Origin of the sequence: Micromonospora sp. AMSO31t (assembly GCF_008868175.1) — a bacterium.
In the GTDB taxonomy this organism is placed as follows: Bacteria; Actinomycetota; Actinomycetes; order Mycobacteriales; family Micromonosporaceae; genus Micromonospora.
This window is the reverse complement of the sequence record NZ_WBKT01000023.1, coordinates 35,679-52,425: the sequence shown is the minus strand read 5'-3', so window position 1 is coordinate 52,425 and position 16,747 is coordinate 35,679. Positions and strand designations below refer to the sequence as shown.

16 protein-coding genes and 2 pseudogenes are annotated in these 16,747 nt (G+C 74.3%); 5 read left to right on the top strand and 13 right to left on the bottom strand.

What is annotated here, in order from left to right; all coding sequences use genetic code 11:
* Positions 1-117: pseudogene (locus F8274_RS31805) on the bottom strand (SAM-dependent methyltransferase); the annotation flags it as partial.
* Positions 118-1,214, bottom strand: a pseudogene (gene eccB / locus F8274_RS08390) (type VII secretion protein EccB); the annotation flags it as partial. It lies immediately after the preceding pseudogene.
* A gap of 172 nt (positions 1,215-1,386) precedes the next feature.
* Between eccB and F8274_RS08380 the strand changes: the two are divergent.
* Positions 1,387-1,992: a class I SAM-dependent methyltransferase gene (locus F8274_RS08380; RefSeq protein ID WP_151461710.1), complete on the top strand. Its 606-nt coding sequence runs from the start codon at positions 1,387-1,389 to the stop codon at positions 1,990-1,992.
* Between the two features lie 15 nt (positions 1,993-2,007).
* Here the strand turns inward: F8274_RS08380 and F8274_RS08375 are convergent, their stop codons facing one another.
* Positions 2,008-3,012, bottom strand: a complete 1,005-nt coding sequence (locus F8274_RS08375; RefSeq protein WP_305070070.1) for a zinc-binding dehydrogenase — start codon at positions 3,010-3,012, stop codon at positions 2,008-2,010.
* Between the two features lie 187 nt (positions 3,013-3,199).
* Between F8274_RS08375 and F8274_RS08370 the strand changes: the two genes are divergently transcribed.
* From F8274_RS08370 to F8274_RS08365, 3 genes are all read left to right on the top strand, one after another.
* Positions 3,200-3,913 carry a spermidine synthase gene (locus F8274_RS08370; RefSeq protein WP_151461708.1) on the top strand — a complete coding sequence of 238 codons (714 nt, stop codon included), beginning with the start codon at positions 3,200-3,202 and terminating at the stop codon, positions 3,911-3,913.
* Positions 3,914-3,985: 72 nt separating this feature from the next.
* Entirely contained in the window at positions 3,986-4,162 is a 177-nt protein-coding gene (locus F8274_RS31180) for a hypothetical protein (RefSeq protein ID WP_192579753.1), read from the top strand.
* Positions 4,163-4,285: 123 nt separating this feature from the next.
* A complete protein-coding gene (locus F8274_RS08365; protein WP_151461707.1) occupies positions 4,286-5,965 on the top strand; it encodes a long-chain-fatty-acid--CoA ligase in 1,680 nt (559 codons plus the stop codon).
* A gap of 18 nt (positions 5,966-5,983) precedes the next feature.
* On the opposite strand, the gene F8274_RS08360 is transcribed toward F8274_RS08365, so the two are convergent.
* The 6 genes from F8274_RS08360 to F8274_RS08335 all read right to left on the bottom strand — a co-directional run bounded on the left by F8274_RS08360 (position 5,984) and on the right by F8274_RS08335 (position 9,987).
* Positions 5,984-6,949, bottom strand: a complete 966-nt coding sequence (locus tag F8274_RS08360; protein WP_151461706.1) for a CU044_5270 family protein — start codon at positions 6,947-6,949, stop codon at positions 5,984-5,986.
* A gap of 18 nt (positions 6,950-6,967) precedes the next feature.
* Entirely contained in the window at positions 6,968-7,519 is a 552-nt protein-coding gene (locus F8274_RS08355; RefSeq protein WP_151461705.1) for an RNA polymerase sigma factor, read from the bottom strand.
* A gap of 75 nt (positions 7,520-7,594) precedes the next feature.
* Positions 7,595-8,194 carry an alpha/beta fold hydrolase gene (locus F8274_RS08350; RefSeq protein ID WP_151461704.1) on the bottom strand — a complete coding sequence of 200 codons (600 nt, stop codon included), beginning with the start codon at positions 8,192-8,194 and terminating at the stop codon, positions 7,595-7,597.
* Positions 8,195-8,269: 75 nt separating this feature from the next.
* Complete coding sequence (locus F8274_RS08345; protein ID WP_151461703.1) at positions 8,270-8,563, bottom strand: hypothetical protein; 294 nt, start codon at positions 8,561-8,563, stop codon at positions 8,270-8,272.
* A 41-nt stretch (positions 8,564-8,604) separates the two neighbouring features.
* On the bottom strand, positions 8,605-9,474 hold the full coding sequence (locus F8274_RS08340; protein WP_151461715.1) for an AraC family transcriptional regulator: 870 nt from the start codon (positions 9,472-9,474) through the stop codon (positions 8,605-8,607).
* A 99-nt stretch (positions 9,475-9,573) separates the two neighbouring features.
* The gene (locus F8274_RS08335; protein ID WP_151461702.1) at positions 9,574-9,987 is read right to left on the bottom strand and encodes a nuclear transport factor 2 family protein; all 414 of its coding nucleotides are present in this window, start codon (positions 9,985-9,987) and stop codon (positions 9,574-9,576) included.
* A gap of 125 nt (positions 9,988-10,112) precedes the next feature.
* Between F8274_RS08335 and F8274_RS08330 the strand changes: the two genes are divergently transcribed.
* The gene (locus tag F8274_RS08330; RefSeq protein WP_151461701.1) at positions 10,113-10,766 is read left to right on the top strand and encodes a bifunctional 2-polyprenyl-6-hydroxyphenol methylase/3-demethylubiquinol 3-O-methyltransferase UbiG; all 654 of its coding nucleotides are present in this window, start codon (positions 10,113-10,115) and stop codon (positions 10,764-10,766) included.
* A gap of 42 nt (positions 10,767-10,808) precedes the next feature.
* Here the strand turns inward: F8274_RS08330 and F8274_RS08325 are convergent, their stop codons facing one another.
* From F8274_RS08325 to F8274_RS08310, 4 genes are all read right to left on the bottom strand, one after another.
* Positions 10,809-12,626 carry an acyl-CoA dehydrogenase gene (locus F8274_RS08325; protein WP_151461700.1) on the bottom strand — a complete coding sequence of 606 codons (1,818 nt, stop codon included), beginning with the start codon at positions 12,624-12,626 and terminating at the stop codon, positions 10,809-10,811.
* Positions 12,627-12,649: 23 nt separating this feature from the next.
* Positions 12,650-14,110: a 26S protease regulatory subunit gene (locus tag F8274_RS08320; RefSeq protein WP_151461699.1), complete on the bottom strand. Its 1,461-nt coding sequence runs from the start codon at positions 14,108-14,110 to the stop codon at positions 12,650-12,652.
* A 76-nt stretch (positions 14,111-14,186) separates the two neighbouring features.
* Complete coding sequence (locus tag F8274_RS08315; RefSeq protein WP_151461698.1) at positions 14,187-15,359, bottom strand: alanine--tRNA ligase-related protein; 1,173 nt, start codon at positions 15,357-15,359, stop codon at positions 14,187-14,189.
* A gap of 242 nt (positions 15,360-15,601) precedes the next feature.
* Positions 15,602-16,744 (bottom strand): acyl-CoA desaturase, encoded by a 1,143-nt coding sequence (locus F8274_RS08310; RefSeq protein WP_151461697.1) that lies wholly within the window; start codon positions 16,742-16,744, stop codon positions 15,602-15,604.
* Between the last annotated feature and the right edge of the window lie 3 nt (positions 16,745-16,747).

The window sequence follows — 16,747 nt, the reverse complement described above, 5'->3', positions numbered from 1 at the left end:
GAACGCCATCACGTTGCCGGCCACCACGGCGGCGTCGAACGGCTCGGGCTCGTCCTGCGCGGCCAGGTCCAGCTCGGCGAGGTCGCCGACCAGGAAGCGCGGGCCGGGGTGGTCGGTGCGGGCGGCGGCCGGGTCGAGCGGGCTGCCGGCCGGCACCAGGCTGACCAGGCCCGCCGGCAGCCGCACCGGCCGCACGCCGGCGTAGCCGAGCATGCCGGGCACGTCGGCGCCACCGGCGGGGCGGTCGGCCCGGTGGGCACCAGGTCGGGGAGCTTCGGGAGGGCGGCGAACCGGCCGAGGGTGATCGGTTCCGGCTCGCCCTGGCCGGTGCGGGCGAGCAGCAGGGCCGCCTGCAACTCGGTGATGCCGGCGAGGCCGGTGCGCCCGGCCACCGCGTACTGCCGGCCGCCGCCGGAGTTGCGGACCAGGTAGACGTCGCCGACGGTCGCGCCGGTGACCCGCTCGGACGGGGTGCCCAGGTCGCGCAGCGGGGGCGGTGCCAGGTCGGCGCCGGCCGCCACCGTGTTGAGCAGCGCCGGGGCCACCGGCACCGCGCGTTCCCGGGTGGCGGCCAGCGCGGCGAGCACCCGGTCGGTGTCGCGGAGCAGGTAGCGCCGCTCGTGCCAGAGCAGGTGCAGGCTGCCGTCCGGGTGGCGCAGCAGCAGGCCCTGGTCGCCGAGGGGCCGGCCGCCGGTGGCGTCCCGCCCGATCAGCAGCGCCGAACGGACCTCGGTGCGGCCCGCCTCGGCGGCGGTGACCGAGCAGACCGTCCACGGCCCGCCGGTGAGCCGCCCCGGCGCGGGCAGCGAGTCGGGGGCGTCGGCGATGCCCAGCGGCAGCCCGCGCGGCACCCCCTCGATGGAGCGGCGCGACACCAGCACGGTCTTCGGCCGTTCCGCGCCGATGACCAGCAGCGCCGAGGCGTAGTTGAGGACCGGGTGCAGCTTCTCCTCCCGATAGACGAACCGCGCGCCGGACTCCTTCTCCACGATCACCGCGCCCGCGTCGCGCCAGGCGCTGCCGCCGCCGGCGAACAGGCCGTAGAGGGTGACCCCGCCGAGCGCGATCACCGCGACCAGCACGCTGGCCAGGCCGGCGCCGGCCAGCCGGCGGAACGGCGACTGCGCGGGGTCGGTCTCCCGCATCACCAGCGCGGCGACCGCCCGCTGGACGGTGAACTGGTAGGAGTGGAGCTGGTCCTGCCGGGACGGCATCGGGTCCCTTCCGAGAAGGATCGTCGGCGCACAGGATAAGCGCTCCGTCGATCTCCCGGGGACCCTCCGTGTCGGCCGGCGACCGCCGGCGATGGCGGGACTCGTCGGGGAGCGCTTGCCGGAGCCGGTACGGTCACCATGGCGGTGTGGGGCCGCCGAAGGAGGAGACACAGTGGACAGCAGCGCCTGGGACACCCGGTACGCGAGCACGCCGGGTCTGGTGTGGAGCGCTGAGCCGAACCGCTTCGTGGTCGAGTCGGTCACCGGGCTCACCCCCGGCGTCGCGCTGGACCTGGCCGCGGGTGAGGGGCGCAACGCGGTCTGGCTGGCGGAGCAGGGCTGGCGGGTCACCGCTGTGGACTTCTCGCCCGTGGCCGTCGGCCGGGGGCGTGAGCTGGCCGCCGGCCGGGGCGTCCAGGTGGAGTGGCGGGTCGCCGACGTGACCGCGTACCGGCCGGTGCCGGGCAGCTACGACCTCGTGCTGATCAGCTACCTGCACCTGCCCGCCGGCGACCTCGCCCGGGTGCTGGCCGCGGCCAAGCAGGCGCTGCGCCCCGGCGGGAGCCTCGTGGTGGTCGGCCACGACGTGGCGAACCTGACCGGCGGCACCGGCGGACCGCAGGACCCGGCCGTGCTGCTCACCCCGGAGGCGGTGGTCGACGGGTTGGCCGGGCTGCACATCCGGCGTGCCGAGACGGCCCGCCGCCCGGTGCCCACCACCGACGGCGGCACCGTCGACGCCCTCGACACGGTGGTCGTGGCGAGCCGCCCCGACTGACCGGCGCCGCGACCGTCAGGGCCGCAGGATCAGCCGGATCGGGTTGCCCTCCTTCTCGTGCACCCGGCGCACGGCCTCCGGCGCGTCCGCCAGCGGCAGCACGTCGCTGACCGACGCGGACAGGTCGAGCCGGCCCAGCCCGGTGAGGGTGACCAGCTGTCCGACGTGCTCGGCCTCGGAGCCGTAGTGGCCGAGCACCGCCTGCCGGTTGTAGGTGAAGCGGCTGTCCGACGGGATGCTGATCGGCTGGTTGGCGATGCCGGCGAGCACCAGCCGGCCGTGGCGGCCGAGCACGGTCATGGCCTGCTCGCGGACCGCGTTGACGCCGGCGAAGTCGAACGCCACGTCGAGCCCCCGGGTACCGACGAGTTCGAGCACGGCGTCCTTGAAGCCGTCGTCCGCCGGGTCGAGGGCCACGTCGGCGCCGAGGGCGACCGCCCGGTCCCGGGCCGCGGGCAGCGGGTCCACGGCGATCACCGGGGCCGCGCCGACCAGCAGCAGCAACTGCACCGCGTGCGCGCCGAGGCCACCGACGCCCCACACGGCGACCGCCTCCGCCGGCCGGACCCGGGCGGTCTCGGTCACCGCCGCCCAGGGCGTGGAGACCGCGTCGGGGATGATGCAGGCCTGCTCGAACGGGAGCAGGTCCGGGACGGGGACCAGGGTGTCCTCGCGGGCCACGGCGTATTCGGCCCAGCCGCCGTCGTAGTCGACACCGCGGGTGAGGACCAGGCCGAACCGGTCCCGCTCCCCCGCCTGGAGCAGCACCCGCTGGCCGGGCTGCCAGCCCGTCACCCCGTAACCGAGGGCGTCCACCGTGCCCGCGACCTCGTGGCCGAGGGTCACCGCGTCCCCGCCCAGGTACAGCGGGGTGAGGGTGCCGTCGATCAGGTGCACGTCCGACAGGCACACGCCGGCGGCGGCGACCCGGATCCGCACCTGCCCGCGCCCCGGCTCGGGCACCGGCACCGATTCCATCCGCAGGGCCCGATCGGCCACGTGCAGCCGTCCGGCCAGCATCTCCGCCACGTCCGCTCCCCTCTCCGGCGTCCTCGACCCCCGCGCCGAGCCGGAGTCGTCGGCGGCGTACCCGTCGCCGGCCCGCCGATGCCGCCGGACGCGGAAAAACGGCCGCGCCGCCCGTATCCTCGGGCCGTCGGCCGACCGGTCGGTAGCATCCGGTCACGGACCGGTGGAGAGGACACCCGTGAGCGCACGCTTCGAGGAACTGGCTTGGCGGGAGACGCCGATCGGCGAGATCAGTCTGCGCCGGCGCCGCGACCCGTCGCTCGACGTCGACGTGTACGAGGTGAAGCTCGACGACGAGTTCCTGATGTCCAGCCTCTTCCCGGTCGCGGAGATCGAACTCGCCCGGCTCGGGCTGGCCCCGCTGGCCGGCGGGGCCCTGGACGTGGTGGTGGGCGGGCTGGGCCTCGGCTACACGGCGCGCACCGCGCTGGAGGATCCCCGGGTGCGCTCGCTGCTGGTGGTGGAGGCGATCGAGGACGTGATCGACTGGCACCGCCGGGACCTGCTCCCGTTCGCCGCCGGGCTGGCCGCCGACGCGCGGACCCGGTTCGTCCGGGCGGACTTCTTCGCGGCGGTCGCGGGCGGCGCCGGGTTCGATCCGGAGGCGCCGGGGCGCCGGTTCCACGCGGTGCTGCTCGACGTGGACCACTCCCCACGCCAGGTGCTGCACCCCAGTCACGCCGACTTCTACACGGTGGACGGGCTGCGCCGGCTGGCCGCACTGCTGCACCCGGACGGGGTGTTCGCGCTCTGGTCGAACGACCCGCCCGACGCGGCCTTCCAGCGGACGCTGACCGAGGTGTTCCCGACCTCGGTGGCGCACGTCGTGCGCTTCCCGAACCCGTTGCAGGGCCGGGAGGCCGCGAACACCGTGTACGTGGCCCGGCACTGACCGGCCCCGGGCAGGCATGGCGGGAGCCGGAGCGGGAAAGCGGGCGGCCCACCGTACTCCCGGGAGGGTGACATGCGGGCGTTGCTCTGGATCGTCGGCGTCGTGGCCGGCGTGCTCATCCTGCTCGGGCTGCTGCTGGAGGCGGTCCGCTGGCTGATCATCATCGGTCTGGTCGCGTTGGTCGTGGTCATCGTGCTGGGCGCCGTGAAGACCCGACGGGTGCTGAACCGGCCCGCCGGCCGCCGCTGATCGGGCGCACCCCACCTCGCCGCTGCGCGCCGTGTGACGAACCCAGCAAAGTTACCGCGGGGTAAGTTACCGGGTGGTTAAGTTAGGCTGAGGGCCGTCATCCGGCAGCGAGGAGAGACGGCGATGGACGCGACCGCGCAGCGGCCCTGGACGCGCAGCTACGCCCCGGGCGTACCGGCCGAGATCCCGGAGCCGGCCGGCTCGCTGGTGGACCTGATCACCGACGCCGCCCGCCGGTTCGGCCCGCGGGTCGCCCTCGACTTCTACGGCGCCACCACCACCTACGCCGAGCTGGCCGACCAGGTGGCCCGGGCCGCCGAGGCGCTGCGCCGGCTCGGCGTCGGCCCCGGCGACCGGGTCGCGCTGGTGCTGCCGAACTGCCCGCAGCACGTGGTCGCCTTCTACGCGGTGCTGCGCCTCGGCGCCGTGGTGGTCGAGCACAACCCGCTCTACACGGCCGACGAGCTGGCCCACCAGCTCGCCGACCACGGCGCCCGGGTCGCCGTGGTGTGGGACAAGGTGGCGGCGCTGGTCGCCGGCCGCGGCGCGGTCGAGACCGTGGTGGCCGTGGACCTGCCCGGGGCGCTGCCGCGCCTCAAGCGCTGGGCGCTGCGGCTGCCGCTGCCCAAGGTCCGCGCCGCCCGGGCCGCGATGACCGCCCCGGCCCCCGACGCGCTCTCCTGGCCGGCGCTGGTCGCCGACGCCACCCCGCTGGCCGCCGACCACCCCGCGCCCCGACCCACCGACACCGCGCTGCTCCAGTACACCGGCGGCACCACCGGCGTCCCCAAGGGCGCCGTGCTGACCCACCGCAACCTGCGGGCCAACGCCGCGCAGGGCCGGGCCTGGGTGCCCGGCCTGCGCGACGGCGCCGAGACGGTGTACGCGGTGCTGCCGCTGTTCCACGCCTACGGCCTGACCCTCTGCCTCACCTTCGCGGTGAGCATCGGCGCCACCCTGGTGCTCTTCCCCCGCTTCGACCTCGACCAGGTGCTCGACGCGGCGCGCCGCCGCCCGCCGACCTTCCTGCCCGCCGTCCCGCCGGTCTACGCGCGCCTCGCCACCGCGGCCCGGGAACGCGGCGTCGACCTCACCTCCATCCGGTACGCGATCTCCGGCGCGATGGCCCTCCCGCCGGCCACCGTGGACCTCTGGGAGTCGGTGACCGGCGGGCTGCTGGTCGAGGGCTACGGGATGACCGAGACCTCGCCCATCACGCTGGGCAACCCGGTCGCCCCGACCCGCCGCCCGGGCACCGTCGGCGTGCCGTTCCCGTCCACCGAGGTGCGCCTCGTCGACCCGGAGGACCCGACCCGGGACCGCGCCCCCGGGGAGGCCGGCGAGCTGCTGGTCCGCGGACCGCAGGTGTTCACCGGCTACTGGAACCGCCCCGACGAGACGGCTCGGGTCCTGCTGCCCGGCGGTTGGCTGCGCACCGGCGACGTGGTCACCATGGACGCCGACGGCTTCGTCACCGTCGTCGACCGGATCAAGGAACTGATCATCACGGGCGGGTTCAACGTCTACCCGTCCGAGGTGGAGGAGGCGCTGCTCCGGATCCCCGGCGTCCGCGAGGCCGCCGCGGTCGGCCTGCCCACCGGGGACGGCGAGGAGGTGGTGGCCGCCGTCGTGCTGGACCCGGGGGTGGGCGCCGGCCCGGACTCGGTCCGCTCGGCCTGCCGCCAGCACCTCGCCGGCTACAAGGTGCCGCGCCGCGTCGTGGTGGTCGACGAACTGCCCCGCTCGCAGATCGGCAAGGTCCTCCGCCGCGAGGTCCGCGACCGCCTGCTCGCCGAGGGCTGAGGGCGCGGCCGCCACCGGTCAGGGCAGTTGACCCGGCCGGTCGACGATCGCGACGCGCAGCCGCGCGACGGCCGATTCGGGCGACTCCCTGCCGTCGCGCACCACCGACCCGCGGGTGCCCAGGTAGACGTGGGTGTCCCGGTCGAAGAGGAAGTCGATGTTGCCCCCGATGACACCGGGCATGCGGATCGCCACGCCGTGCCGGCCCGCGGCGTCGACCACGTCGCCCGGGACGACGACCGCTCCGGGTTCCCGCGCCAGCAGTTCGAACAGCGCCGCCAGCGCCCGGGGCGGCACGTAGCCGTCGAGCACCGACCGCGCCGTGGTGTACGGCATGCTCTCGCCCCCGTACACGGCCTTCTCGTCGGCTCCCTCGGGGAGGTGCAGGTCGACGGGGTGGTCCCGGAGGTATCGGAGCAGCCGGTCCGGGTCGGTGGGCAGGTCGCCGTGGTAGGCGGGCGACGGAAGCTCGTCGAGCTCCTTCGTGGGATCCGCGGGATCGAGAGGTCGGAGCACGCGCAGTTGGCCCCACCCGTTCGGTTCCGCCTCCGGCCGGTACCGCGCCTGCGGGTGCGCGACTCCCCCGGCCGACTGCCACATCTGCACCCGCGTGGTGAGGTACGGGCCGCTGTCCGGCCGCTCCCGCCTCGTCGCCAGCGCCTCCGTGAAGACGTACTGGTCGGGCCTGGCGCTGAGCTCCGGCTGCTGCCGGGCGGCGTCGGCGGCCAGGCGGAGGATCTCCGACGCGCTGGCCGTGGGCGGTCGCTGGCTGCCCAGTCCCACGGCCTGGGCCGCCAGGACACCGGCGGTCAGCGCCACCGCCAGCCCGAATGCTCCGGCGAGGCGCCAACCGCGCCGGAACCGGCTCCGGTGTCCGACCGGACGGCCCGCCGGAGCGGGCTCCGACCGCTGGAGGATGTGTGCCTTCAGATCCGTGAGGAGCTGCTCCTCGAAGCCGTGCGCTGACTGCTCGGTCCTCGTCATGGCGTCGTCTCCGTTCGATCAGGCGAGGGTGGCGGCGGGGCGGGCGAGCACGGCGCGGACGACGCGACGGGCGCGGTGCAGGCGGACGCGCGCGGCGACCGGGGACATCCCGAGCGCGGTCGCCGCCTCCGCGACGGTGAGGCCGTCGACGGCGACGCTCTCGACCAGCGCCCGGGTGTGCTCGGGCAGCCCGCTCAGCGCCCGGCACGTGCGGCGCGCCGCCGACTCGGCGTCGATCCGCTCCTCGATGCGGGCGATGTCGTCGGCGTCCAGGTCCCGTCGTCCGGCCAGTCGGCCGGTCACCCGCAGCCGTTGTGCCGCCCGGCGACGCTCGTCGGCGATGACGTTGCGGGCGACCCCGAACAGCCAGGCGATCTGGCTGCCCCGGTCCGGCCGGTAGCCGGCCGCCGACTCGATCACCGCCAGGAACACGTCGGCGGTCAGGTCGGCGGCGAGGTGGGGGTCGTCGACCCGCCGGGCCACGAACCGGCCCACCGCCTCCACGTGCCGCCGGTAGAAGATCTCGAAGGCCACCGGATCGGCTCCGATGCCGGAGAGATCACCCTCCACTGCGCCAGGATCATGCACCGGGCCGTCCTCTCTCGTAGCCGTTACACCCCTTCTTCGTACGGCCGGGCGCCGGTGTTACAGATACGAGGTTCCTGACTGTCCCGGGGTGCCGGGTCCGAGGTCGCCGGAACGGATCGTCCTCGCCACCTCGCTCAGGTCGTTGTCCAGTTGGTGATCGCGCCCGGGCAGCCGGTGCAGCCGCGCCTGCGGGACGGCGCGGGCGTACAGGTCGGCGTGCGACGGCGGGGCGGTCTCGTCCCGAAGCCCGTGGAACACATGCACCGGAACTCCGCGCGGCAGCCTCGCCCCGAGGTCGTGCGGCAGCTCGAACTCCTCGCCGGGCCAGCCGCCCGCACCGACGAACGGGGCGGCGATCAGCAGGATCGCGCCGAGTTCCCGCTCCGGTGGCCGCTCGGCGAGCGCGTTCACGAGGATCGTCGCGCCCACCGAATGGCCGGCCACGACCGCGCCGTCGTCCAGGGCGGCCAGCTCACGCCGGATGGCCGCGCTCCACCGGGCGTGGCTCGGGTCGTCCTCGTCGGGCATGCGCGGGTAGCGGACCTCGTACCCGTCCCCGAGCTCCCGCCGCAGGCTGTCGACCAGCTTGTCGTCCCATTCGTCGTGCGTGCCCGCGCCGCCGCCCTGCACGAACAGGACCTGCCGGGTCTCTGCCATGACCATCCACCCTTGCGCCTCGATCGTGCATCCGGCCTGTGCGCCCCGCGCCCGCCGCGCCGCGGCGGTACCGACTCAGGTGAGGCCGCGGTGCGCGGCCCACAGCTCGCCGGCCCGGCCGGCGGCCCTGTCGACCAGGGCCACCAGCTCGGGCCGGTCGGGCACGGGGAACGAGACGTAGGTGCCGCGGCCGCCGGCCGTCGGCCGGCCGTACGCCTTCGCCGCGAGCCGCCCGTCCGGCAGGAGCCGGACGTTGAGCGTGGTCAGCGTGAACTCCTCACCGCGTCGGGTGTCGGTCCAGCGGAGCCCGTCGGGGATCGTGACGTTGATGGCCAGGGCGCTGACCTCGATGGCGACGTCGCTGTTCATGGACGCATGGTCCCACGCGGGCCGGGGCGCCCCAGGGATCGTCACGTCGGTTCGACGGGCAGCCACAGTTCGCAGGTCGCCGTGCTGAAGTCGGCCGCGCGGTCGAGAACCGCGACGATCGAGGGTCCGGGCCGCAGACGCCACGGGTTGGAGGGGAACCAGTCCGTCGCGGTGGCGGCCCAGGTTTCCTGCAGGACCTGCGGGTGCGGCCCGGTGGTGCGGAACACCGCCCACCTGCCGCCCGGGACCTCGATGGCGTCGAGGTCGTCCGGGGTCGACGTGTCCGGTGCGACAGCGACCCCGTGCAGGTAGGTCAGTTCGCTGCCCTCGGCGCCGTCGGGGTCGAGGTCGTCGCAGACCTGCAGGAGGCCCGGCGGCTCGGTGTCGCCGAGGCTCTTCAGCCGGAGGTGCTCCTCCATCGGCAGTGCGGCGATGTGCCGCTGGATGTGCGGGTTGATGCCGTGGTGGATCAGCGGGACCCGCACCGCGTGTCCGACGAGTCGGAACGCGGGGCGGTCAACGATGCGGGTGTGCATGGGTCTGCTCCCTTCGACGCTCAGGCGGAACCTGAGCTGCGGTTGCGTGCGAAGGGGGCCTCCGTCGCGGCGAACCTCACCGGGGCCGGCGCCGTGGACCGCCCGGAACGCACGCCCGAACGCCTCGGTCGAGCCGTATCCGTGCCGGACGGCGATGCTCAGCAGGTCGTCCCGGCCGCGAACGACGTCCGCGGCGGCGACGGTCATGCGGCGCCGGCGCACGTACTCCGACAGCGGCATGCCGGCCAGTGACGAGAACATGCGACGCAGGTGGTATTCGGTCGTGCCGAGCGTCCTGGCCAGTCCGACGACGTCGAAGTCCTCGGTCAGGTGTTCTTCGACGAAATCGACGAGCCGGTTGAGTGCCGAGATCACGAGGCCTCCCTTCGACGTCAAGACTGGCCCGGGGAACCTCGGCCGCGCCCGACCGCTGTGGCCCGATCCGATCATGCCGGTGCTGACGCGGAGAAGGCCCTACCACCGCTCCACGAGGTGTTCACGGCCCGGCGGCGGGTCGTACGGTTCGGGCCAGTGGTCGATGACCCGGCTGATCAGGCCACCCTCGGACACCTCCAGCCAGACACACGCGTCCTGCCGCTCGTCGCCCACCCGGACGTCGAGCCACAGGGCGGCCGACCCGCCGTCCGCGACCAGGCGGCGCACCCGCAGGTGCCAGTCACCGGGATACTCGATGTTGAACCGCAGGAACGCCTCCCTCCCCCGGATGCGTTCCCGGGTCTGCGGCATCTCGTAGGTCACGTCGTCCGCGAGCAGGCCGGCCAACCCCGGCCAGTCGCGGCGTTCGAGCCGATCGACGTAGTCCTGGGCAGCCTGCCGGGTCAGGGCGGTGTCGCTCACGGCACGGACCCTACTGCCCGGCACCGACATCCTCGGGCGGCCGCACCAGACAGCGGGAGTTTGCCGAAACAGCAAGAAAGTTTGTCAACGCAGGCGGCGTTCCGGATGCTGGTGGCGTGGACAGCAACGAGCCCGACGCGGAAGGACACCGCGGCATGAGTGGACACGGACACCGGCACGCCGAGGCGGACGGGGCCGACATCTTCGAGCCACCGGCCTGGGAGGAGCGGTACTCCGGCGCGGAGAAGATCTGGAGCGGCAACCCCAACGCGCAGCTCGTCGCCGAGGTGACCGGGCTGACCCCCGGCACGGCGCTCGACGTCGGCTGCGGCGAGGGCGGCGACGTGATCTGGCTGGCCCGGCAGGGCTGGCGGGTCACCGGCGCCGACTTCTCCGCCAACGGCCTGGCCCGCGCCGCCCGGCACGCCGAGCAGGCCGGGGTCGCCGACCGCACCGACTGGTGGCAGGTCGACGCGCGGACCTTCGCGGCGGACGGCCGGTCCTACGACCTCGTCACCAGCCACTTCCTGCACCCGCCGGACGGCGGGATGGTGGCGGTGACCCGCCGGCTGGCCGAGGCCGTCGCGCCGGGCGGCCACCTGCTGGTCGTCGGCCACGCGCCGCACGAGGCGTTCACCCACCTGACCGCGAGCCACCGCAGGGCCATGTTCCTCGCCGAGGACCTGCTGCCCGGGCTGCCGGACGACTTCGAGGCCCTCGTGGTCGAGCAGCGGCCCCGGACGGTCACCCGGGACGGCGTGACGGTCGACATCGACGACTCCACCCTGCTCGCTCGCCGGAGGTCGTAGGCAGCTCGGCGCCGGCTGCCCGGCGACCGGACCGGACCCCGGTCAGAACCAGCTGTCCCGGGTGTCCAGCGTGGTCCGGTCCAGGCTCTCCAGCAGGTCGAACTGCGGCCCGGTCCGGGGCAGCTCGTAGCGGAAGAAGTACCGCGCCGCCTGCCGCTTGCCGGCGAGGAAGTCCCCCTCCGGGCCGTCCGGCGAGCCCAGCGCCTCCACGGTCAGCAGCTGCTCCAGCCACATCCAGGCGATCACCACGTGCCCGACGGCCTCCAGGTAGAGCGACGCGTTGGCCAACGTCACCTCGGGATCGCCGGCGCCGTGCAGCCGCCGGGTGACCACGGCGATCCGGTCGACCGCCGCGCCGAGCCGGCCGGCCAGTTCGGCTGCCTCGCCGTCGGTCTTCCAGGCCCGGGTCACGGTGGCCCGGATGGTCTCCAGCAGCAGCTCCAGGCCGGCGCCGTCGCGCATGGTGACCTTGCGGCCCAGCAGGTCCAGCGCCTGGATGCCGTGGGTGCCCTCGTGGATGGGGTTGAGCCGGTTGTCCCGCCAGTGCTGCTCGACGTCGTAGTCGCGGGTGTAGCCGTAGCCGCCGTGCACCTGGATGGCCAGGTCGTTGGCAGCCAGGCACCACTGGGACGGCCAGCTCTTCGCGACCGGGGTGAGCAGGTCCAGCAGCAGGTGGGCACGGCTGCGGTCGGCCTCGGCCGGGGCGGTCTTCTCCTCGTCGAGCAGCCGCCCGCAGTAGAGGATCAGGGCGAGGGCGCCCTCCACGTAGCTCTTCTGCGCCAGCAGCATCCGGCGGACGTCGGCGTGCGCCATGATCGGCACCTGGGGCGCGGTGGGGTCCTTGTCACCGGCCGGCCGGCCCTGCGGGCGCTGCCGGGCGTACGCCACGGACTTCAGGTGGGCGGTGTAGCCGAGCGCGGTGGCGCCGGCGCCCACCCCGATGCGCGCCTCGTTCATCATGTGGAACATCTGCGCCAACCCCTGGTGCGGCTCCCCCACCAGGTAGCCGACCGCGCCGGGCCGCCCGTGCGGGCGGTGCACGCCCTCGCCGAAGTTGAGCAGGGTGTTGGTGGTGCCCCGGTAGCCGAGCTTGTGGTTGAGGCCGACCAGCACCACGTCGTTGCGGGCGCCGAGCGCGCCGTCGGCGTCGAGGAGCACCTTCGGCACGATGAACAGCGAGATGCCCTTCACGCCGGGCGGCCCGCCGGGGATCCGGGCGAGCACCAGGTGGACGATGTTCTCGGCCAGGTCGTGCTCCCCGCCGGAGATCCACATCTTGGTGCCGACCAGCCGGTACGTCCCGTCGTCCTGCGGCTCGGCCCGGGTGGTGATGTCGGCGAGCGAGCTGCCGGCCTGGGGTTCGGACAGGCACATGGTGCCGAAGAACCGCCCCTGCACCATCGGCCGGACCCAGGTGTCGATCTGCTCGGCGCTGCCGTGAGCGAGCAGCAGGTTGGCGTTGCCGAGGGTGAGGAACGGGTAGGCGGCGGTGGCCACGTTGGCGGCCTGGAACCAGGCGGAGCAGGCGGCGGCCACCGCGTGTGGCAACTGCATGCCGCCGACCGACTCGTCCATGGTGGCGGCCAGCAGGCCGGTGCGGGCGTACGCGTCCAGGGCGGCCTTGACCTGGGGGATGGTGCGGACCCGCTGCCCGTCGAAGGTCGGTTCGCTGGCGTCGGCGGCCCGGTTGTGCGGGGCGAACTGCTCGGCGGCGACCTGCGCGGCGAGGTCCAGCACCGCGTCGAAGGTCTCCCGCGAGTGCTCGGCGTAGCGGGCGCGCTCGGTCAGCCGGCCGACGTCGAGCCAGTCGTGGAGCAGGAACGCCAGATCGCGACGGGACAGCAGGGTGGACGACGACACGGGTCTCCTTCCGTCGACCGTCGTCAGCCGCGGCGCAGCCCGGCGACGGTCTCTCGGAGGTCATCCTGACTGATCGGGGCGGGCGGCGCACCCTCCGTCGCCTCCCGGAGCGCCTTGGCGAGTTGCACCCGGCGCAGCACCTCCCGCAGGTCGGCGCCGGTGAGCCCGGGGCTGGCCGCGGCCAGCGCGACCGGGTCGACGTCGGCGGCGAACATCCGGAAGCCGGGCCGCTCGTGCCGGTCGATGAGCTCCCGGATCATCGTGGCGAGGATCTCCGCGCGGCCGGCCTCGTCGGGCGCCGGGATGGCGATCTTGAGGTCGAAGCGGCCGGAGCGGGTCAGCGAGGCGTCCACCCGCTGCGGGAAGTTGGTGGTGGCCACCACGATGACGTCCGGGTTCTCCTCGAACAGGGTGTTCATCTCCTGCTTGAAGATGCCGGCCACCGCGTTGACCGCCTGGCTGGCCGCGTCGCCGCCGGAGCCCGCGTAGCTGATGATGCTGTCGAACTCGTCGAAGAGCATGACGGTGGGCCGCCGGTAGCGGCGCGCCTCCCGGAAGATCCGCTTGATGTTGCGTTCGGAGCCGCCGAGGAACTTGTCGAGGATCTCCGGGGTGCGGATCTCCACGAAGTCCGCGCCGATCTCGTTGGCCAGGGCCCGGGCCAGCATGGTCTTGCCGGTGCCCGGCGGGCCGTACAGCAGGATGCCCTGCGGCCGGCGCGCCCCCCAGCGGGCCATCGCCTGCGGGTGCCGGAACGACACGGCGACCTCGCGGAACCGGGCGACCACCTCGGCGAGGCCGCCGACCTGGTCGAGGGTCACCGCCGCGCTGCGCGGCACCGCCGCGGCCGCGCGGTGACCCACGGGGTACGACCGGCCGCGCAGCAGCGTCGGCTCCGGGGTGTCGCCGGCCAGCTCCCGGACGGCCTGGAGCACCACGCCGACCATGGCGGTCAGGTGCGCGGGCGTCACGTCGGCGCTGGGCACCTCCGCGCGTACCCGCACCGTCTGGCCGTCGTGGCTGACCTGCGGGCGCAGGCCGGCCTCCTCGGCGGCGCGCAGCACCGCAAGGCCGGCCGGGTCGCGCGACGGCTCGGCGAGGGCGGCCCCGGCGGGCCGCAGCCCGAGCCGTCGGCCGGCCTCGGCGGCGACCCGGCCGACGGCGGCGGCGGGCCCGTCGCCGCCCCGCGCGGCGAGCCGCTGGGCCACCAGCAGCCCGACCGGCCCGGCCAGGCCGAGGGCGAGCAGACCGGCGCCGGGCAGTGCGGCGTCGGCCCGCAGGTACGCCTCGAAGCGGTGCACCCCGCTGTCGGCGCGCACGGTGCAGCGCACCTCCCGCACCGGCGCGGGGAAGTCGCCCCCGGCCAGCAGCTCCACCGGCCCGTCCTGGGCGGCGGCGAGCAGCGCCGTCGCGCCGGTGACGGTCACCCGGGCGCCGAGCAGCGTCACGGTCTCCGCGTCCGGCCGGACCTCGTACCCGGTCATGCGACCACATCCCTCGCTGCGGCGGTCTCCGCTGCCGAGTCTGGCACCGTGGCACCGCCCCGGCCACCGGCGCGGGTCAGCCCGCCTCGGCGAGCAGGCCGTCGACCAGGTCCCGGGGCAGCCCGTGGGTGTCGTGCAGCCAGTGGTAGTCGCGCTCGGTCAGCGGGCCGCGCGCGCGTACCCGGTCGACCAGTGGCCGGCCCCGGTCCAGCAGGCCGCGGAACCGCCGCTCCTCCCCCAGCAGCAGCTCGCGCAGCGGGCCGGCCTGCGCGTCCTGCCGGAACCGGCGCAGCGTGTCGCCGTACGCGTCGAGCGGCAGCCCGGTCAGGCTCCGTGCCGGGTCGTCGCGCCACAGCACGGTGAGCGCGCGCCGGACCAGCCGGCGCAGCACGTAGCCGCGGCCGGTGTTGCCGGGGCGTACCCCGTCGCCGAGCACGACCACCGCGGAGCGCAGGTGGTCGGCGACCACCCGCAGGTCCTGGCCGCGCAGGTCCCACCGGTCGCGGACCGCGCCCACCCACGGGCTCAGGCCCGCGCCCTCGAAGACCGACCGGCCGCCGCGCAGCACCATCTCCAGGCGTTCCAGGCCCATCCCGGTGTCGATGCTCGCCATCGGCAACGGCGTCAGCCGACCGTCCGGGTGCCGGTGGTGGCGCATCTGGACGTGGTTCCACACCTCCATCCAGCGCTCGTCGGTGCCCGGGGTGCCGACCGGCGGGCCGTCGCCGGTCCACACGAAGATCTCGGAATCGGGCCCGCACGGGCCGGTGGGGCCGTTGGACCACCAGTTCTCCGCGCCGTTGGTCTCGACCGGCACGCCCAGCCCGGTCCAGGTGGCGAGGGCGGTCTCGTCCGGGCCGACCTGGCCGTCGCCGCCGAAGACGGTGGCGTGCAACCGCGCCGGGTCGATGCCGAAGCCCTCGGTGAGCAGCTCGTGGCCCCAGCGCAGGCTGGTCGCGATGTCGTAGTCGCCGAGCGACCAGGAGCCGAGCATCTCGAAGACGGTCAGGTGGGTCCGGTCACCGACCTCGTCGAGATCGGTGGTGCGCAGGCAGCGCTGCACGTTGACCAGCCGCCGGCCGCCGGGGTGCGGACGCCCCAGCAGGTACGGGGTCAGCGGGTGCATGCCGGAGGTGGTGAAGAGCACCGGGTCGCCGGGCGGCGGGACGAGCGAGCTCTCCGGCGCGTCCCGGTGGCCCCGGCGGTGGTAGTGGTCGACGAAGGTGCGGACGATCTGGTCGGGTGTCATGGCACGGGCCTTCCGGTGGGGACGACCGGACGGTCCGCCGCGCGGGCGGTGGCGTGACACGACGACGCCGGCGGACCGTTTCCGGTCGCCGGCGGGGATGGGGCAGGTCAGGCGGCGGCAACCGGCGAGCGGGAAGCTCGCGCGGTTGCGGCGGTGCTGCTGCGCCTGAGGTCCATGCCCATGACGGTAGCCGATCGGCGGGGGCGCCGCCCACCGGAATAGTTCCGGTGGGCGGCGGCCGGTCAGGCCGTGCCGGAGGAGACCAGCGGGGCCGGGGCCACCGGCTGGCGGCGGTCGCCGCGCCGGTTGGGCAGCGACAGCCGGATCACCTTCCACCAGGCCGAGGCGACCTGCTTGGGCAGCGGGCCGGTGGTGTACTTCAGCCCGTACCTGTCGAACAGCGCCCGCACCTGCGGGGCGATCTCCTGGTAGCGGTTGCTCGGCAGGTCGGGGAAGAGGTGGTGCTCGATCTGGTACGACAGGTTGCCGGTCATGATGTGCAGCAGCCGGCTGCCGCTGATGTTGGCCGAGCCGAGCATCTGCCGCAGGTACCACTCGCCGCGGGTCTCGCCGTCGATGGAGGTCTTCTCGAAGGTCTCCACGCCGTTCGGGAAGTGCCCGCACATGATCACCGAGTGGCTCCACAGGTTGCGGATCAGGTTCGCGGTGAACGTGGCGGCGAGCGTGGACAGGAACGACGGGCCGGACAGCAGCGGGTGCAGCACGTAGTCCTTGAGCACCTGGCGGCGGATCTTGCGGCCGACCGCCCGGGCCCGGGCCCGGAACGCCGGGTCCTTGTGCCGGCCGTTCTTGAGGTTCTCCCCCAGCTCCAGGTCGTACGCGGCGATGCCGTACTCGAAGAAGCAGGCGTTCACGAAGTTGTAGAACGGCTGGCCCAGGTACGCCGGGTGCCACGGCTGGTCCTCGTCGACCCGCATGATGCCGTAGCCCAGGTCGTTGTCCTTGCCGAGCACGTTGGTGTAGCGGTGGTGCAGCTCGTTGTGGGAGTGCTTCCACTGCTCGGGCGGGGAGACGTGGTCCCAGTCCCAGGTGGTGGAGTGGATCTTCGGGTCGCGCATCCAGTCCCACTGCCCGTGCAGGACGTTGTGCCCGATCTCCATGTTGTCCAGGATCTTGGCCACCGCGAGGCCGGCCGTGCCGACGATCCAGGCGGGCGGGAACAGCGAGAACAGCAGCACCGCGCGGCTGCTCAGCTCCAGCGTTCGCTGGGTCTTGATCACCTTGCGGATGTAGCGGGCGTCCCGCTCACCCCGGTCGGCGATCACCCGGTCCCGGATCGCGTCCAGCTCCTTGCCGATGATCTCGATGTCCTCGGCGCTGAGGTGGGCGATCGGGTTGTCCGCCTTCTTCTGGATCACGGTCACGTC